Origin of the sequence: Mesorhizobium sp. M7A.F.Ca.CA.004.06.1.1, assembly GCF_003999135.1 — a bacterium.
GTDB lineage: Bacteria > Pseudomonadota > Alphaproteobacteria > Rhizobiales > Rhizobiaceae > Mesorhizobium.
Genome location: NZ_RZPQ01000510.1, coordinates 1 through 4324, shown reverse-complemented (window position 1 = coordinate 4324; position 4324 = coordinate 1). Strand labels below are relative to the sequence as shown.

General features: G+C 62.8%; 3 protein-coding genes. All 3 read right to left on the bottom strand.

The window, feature by feature from the left end; translation table 11 throughout:
* Positions 1 to 625: biotin/lipoyl-binding protein (locus tag EN906_RS24540; protein WP_127375444.1), on the bottom strand; the 625-nt coding region annotated here is incomplete at its 3' end.
* Between the two features lie 19 nt (positions 626 to 644).
* Complete coding sequence (locus EN906_RS24535; RefSeq protein WP_236383531.1) at positions 645 to 2318, bottom strand: type I secretion system permease/ATPase; 1674 nt, start codon at positions 2316 to 2318, stop codon at positions 645 to 647.
* Between the two features lie 190 nt (positions 2319 to 2508).
* On the bottom strand, positions 2509 to 4324 hold a 1816-nt coding region (locus EN906_RS24530), incomplete at its 5' end, for a VCBS domain-containing protein (RefSeq protein WP_206520066.1).

Genomic DNA, 4324 nt, shown 5'->3' with positions numbered 1-4324 from the left:
TTGACAGGCTGGCCTTCTCGTCGATCGTCGATTGCATCTGGGCCTGGTAGGATTGGACCCGAGCCTGCTTGCCCTGGATCTGCTCCTCGAGCTCGGCGATCCGCCGCTCGAGAATCTGCCTGGCGCCGGCCATCGAGGCGCGCTGGCTTTCCAGGTCGGCGATCTGGTTTGCCATCGCATCCCTGAGGTAGGCCTCGTGCTCCTTGAGGATGTCCTTGGGAAAGGCAACAGCCTCGCTGCCATCCAGTTCGGCCCGAATCCTGGCATCGGTTGCACGCAGCAGCGCATATTGCTGGGCATAGAGATTGAACTCGGATCGTATCATGGTGTCGTCCAGCTTCAGCATTATGTCGCCCTTCCTGACGACGTCGCCATCCTTGACGCGGATTTCCTTCACCGTTCCGCCGTCGAAGTGCTGTACGCTCTTGCGATTGCCTTCCACCTTGACGATGGCGTCGGCGAGCACGGCGCCGTTCAGTGGGGCAAAGGCTGCCCAGCCGCCGAAGATACCGAAGAAGGCAACGATGATCAGCAGGCCGATATAGGCTGGCACCCGGATCGAATCCGGAGCGAGGATGCCGGTTTCCCCGGGCAGGCTTCGGTAGGTAAGGGCGCCGTCGCTCATCGCTCTCTCCAAACACGGCTCATTGCGTTACCACCGCCATTGGAGCCGCGCGCTGGTTGAGCAGCGCCACGATCTCGTTTCTCATGCCGAAGGCCTCGACCGCGCCATCGCGCAACAGAAGGATCTTGTCGACATTCGCCAGGGTCGAGGGCCGGTGCGAGACGATGATCACCGTGCTGCCCCGGCGTTTGAGCTCGATCGCACACTCGCTCAGCGCGCGGTCGCCATCGGCGTCCAGATTGGAGCTCGGCTCATCAAGAATAATCAGGTTCGGCGTTCCGAACACCGCACGAGCAAGAGCGATCCGTTGCCTATATCCTCCCGACAGCACTGCGCCGCCTTCGCCAATCTGGGTCTCATAGCCTTGCGGCAGGCGGATGATCATCTCGTGCACGCCGGCGAGCCGCGCGGCCTCGATGACCTCCTGGTCGACATTGGTCTTGAAGCGGCCGATGTTGGCGGCGACCGTATCGGAGAAGAGTTCGATATCCTGCGGCAGGTAGCCGATGTGGTCACCAAGCGCGTCGTGTCCCCAATGCGACAGATCGGCGCCGTCCAGCCTGACGGTGCCGCGGCTGGGTTGCATGACGCCCGCGAGATGACGAGCCAGCGTTGACTTGCCGGCGCCGGACGGGCCGACAATTCCCAGCGCCTCGCCTGCGTCCAGCCGGAATGATACGTCCCGGAGCAGCACTTTCTGCTGGCTGGCAATTGCAAAGCTGATCTGCTCGACCGAAATCTTGCCGGTTGGCTTCGGCAGGTTGAACGATCTTGCGTTCTGCGTGCCCCCGTCGACCAGTTTGTGAACCCTCGCCAGCGCCGCCCGCGCCAGGATCAGGCTGCGCCAGAGGCCAACGATCTGTTCGACGGGCTGCAGTCCTCTGCCCAGCAATATGCTGGCCGCGAACATCGAGCCGGCTGTGGTCTGCCGTTCGATCACCAGATAGGCGCCGAGGCCGAGGATCAGCGACTGCATGGTCAAGCGAAGGAACTTGATCATCCCCGACATCAAGGCGGCGCGGTCGCTGGCTTGCGTCTGGCGTTGAAGCGCCAAGCTGCGGTCGCGTCCCCAGCGGCCGATGAGGCCTTCGATCATGCCCATGGCGCGAATGACTTCCGAGTTCCTCAGGCTCATATCGGTGAAATTGTAGTTGGCCGTCGCCAAGTCGTTGGCCTGCTTGAGCGGGGCGCGCACCAGATATTCGTTGAGCACCGCCATGGTGACGAGCAGCAGCGACGAGCCGAGCGCAAAGAAGCCGAGCCAGGGGTGCAGCAGGAAGATGATGGCGATGTAGATGGGCGACCATGGCAGGTCGAACAGCGCATTGATGCCCATGCCAGTTATGACCTGCCGGAACGTGTCAAAGTCACGCACTGGCTGGCTCTGAGAGGAGCCCGACTGCGTGGTTTCGACCGACGCGGCCACGATCCTCGCGGACAGCAACCGGTCGAGGCGTACGCTAGCCCGGGTCAGGATCGTGGCACGCATGAGGTCGAGACCTGCCAGCGCAAGGAACGCCGCCAGGAGCGCGATGGTAAGCATTACCAGCGTAGTCTGGCTACCGCTGGTCACAACACGGTCGTAGATCTGCAGCATATAGAGCGGCGAGGCGAGATAGAGCAGGTTGATCGCCAGGCTGAAGCCTGCCGCGATCAGGAAATAATGACGGCACGCCAGAAGGGCGTCCTTCACAATCTGCGATTTTCTTTCGAGACTCAAATACCCAGCGGAGAACCGCCCCCCTGTCCACCTGTATGCCGATACTATCCCCGATCCTTCAGCCGGCCACGCGGCCCGTCGGTAGTCCCGTCGTAAACCTTAACGCGGAGGCCCAATCACATCGAGCAACGAGGTGAGCCGCAAAGCGACTCACCTCCTGGTTTCAAAGCACGAAGTCGCTCGCCGTCAGTCCGAGCCCGGTACCGGTCAGCGTGATCTGGAAATCGGCGCCTGTGTTGCCGGTTACGTCCGCACGGACGATTGTGTTGCCGCCACTTTCCGACCACGTGATACTGCTGGCGACGGTATTCACATTCTGCCCTCCGAACAGGAACGCCTGATCACCGGCGGCTCCGCTGGCGTCGATTGAGGACAGGTCGATCTTGTCGACCCCATGCACGAAGTCGGTGATGGTGTCGAAACTGCCGGCACCCGGCGCAGAATCCGCAACGGCTGATCCGTAATAGAATGTGTCGGCGCCCAGACCGCCGCTAAGCGTGTCGGCGCCGGCACCACCGACCAGCCGGTCATTGCCGTCGCCGCCGGACAGGGTATCATTAGCGCCTTGGCCTAACAGCGTGTCATTGCCGGCCAGGCCAAAGATCTGGTCCGCCCCGCCATTGCCGTAGAGTATATCGTCGCCGCCTACGGGGCTGCTGAGATTGTCGCTTGAGTTGCCATTGCTGCCGGTGATGACCTGGAAAGTTTCGGAATACTGGTAAGCAGGCCCGACCGGATCGCCGACCTGCGTTGACTGCACGGTTATGGAATACGCCTTGCTCGGCGAGAGATCTCCCGAGCTCAATGTGTTGCCGGCGATCGAAAACAGTCCAGGGTCCGATTGCGAGGTGATGCTGTAGACGAAGCCGCCGGGATCTGCATCGGTTGCGGACAGTGTTCCCGTGAACTGGAACGAACTGAAAGTCACATTGTCCGTCGTAGTGCTCGGTGTGAGCTGAATGTCCGTCGGAGCAAAGCGCGGCGGGGCATCGGCGGTGCCGAGGACGTCGATGGCGACCGACGTGTGGGTGCCGTCGGCGCTGACCACATCGAAGTTTTCGGTATAGTGCTGGCCGGCGACGAACTCGTCATGGGCCGAGCTTGCCGTGTAGGTCCACGCACCAGCCGCATTAATGGCGAAGGTGCCGTAGGTACCGGCGGTGGCGGCCTGGGCGACGAAGGTTGCGGGGCTGTCGACGTCCGAGATGGTCAGTGTGCCGGAAGTCGAGATATCTGCTGCCGAGTTGGTCTCGGTCAGGTTGGCCGAGGCAGACGATAGCACCGCCGCGTCGTTGGCGCCGTGGATGGTGATGTCGATCACCTTCTGTGTGCCGTCGAGGGTGGTGACCGTCACCAGTTCGTGCAGAGTGGTGTTCGCTCCGGTGCTGTTGAGCGCCTGAACGGCCGCGTTGGCGTCGTCCAGGGTGTAGCTCCAAGCGCCGTTCACGTCCATGGAGAACGTGCCATAGGTCTTGGCGACGGCGGCCTGGGTGTTGAAGGTCGCCGTATTGTCGACATCGGTCGCATTGAGATCGCCGGTCGCCGGCGAGGTGCCGGCCGTGGCGTTGGCAACGCCGGAGGCTTCGGTCAGCGAGCCGCTGGCATCGCCGGTGATCACCGCCGCGTCGTTGGCGCCGTTGATCGAGATGACGATGTCCTTGGTCGTGCCGTCGGCGGTCTGCACGGTGATGGTGTCGGTGAGTGCCAGATCGCCGGTGTTGAGCGCCTGGACGGCGGCATCATCCTCGTTGAGCGCGTAGCTCCACTCGCCGGCCGCATTGATGGTCAGCGTGCCGTGGGCGCCGTTGGTCTGCACCGAGAAGTCGGTGCCGCTGTCGACATCGCTGGCGTCGAGATCGCCGGTCGCCGGCGAGGTGCCGGCCGTGGCGTTGGCAACGCCGGAGGCTTCGGTCAGCGAGCCGCTGGCATCGCCGGTGATCACCGCCGCGTCGTTGGCGCCGTTGATCGAGATGACGATG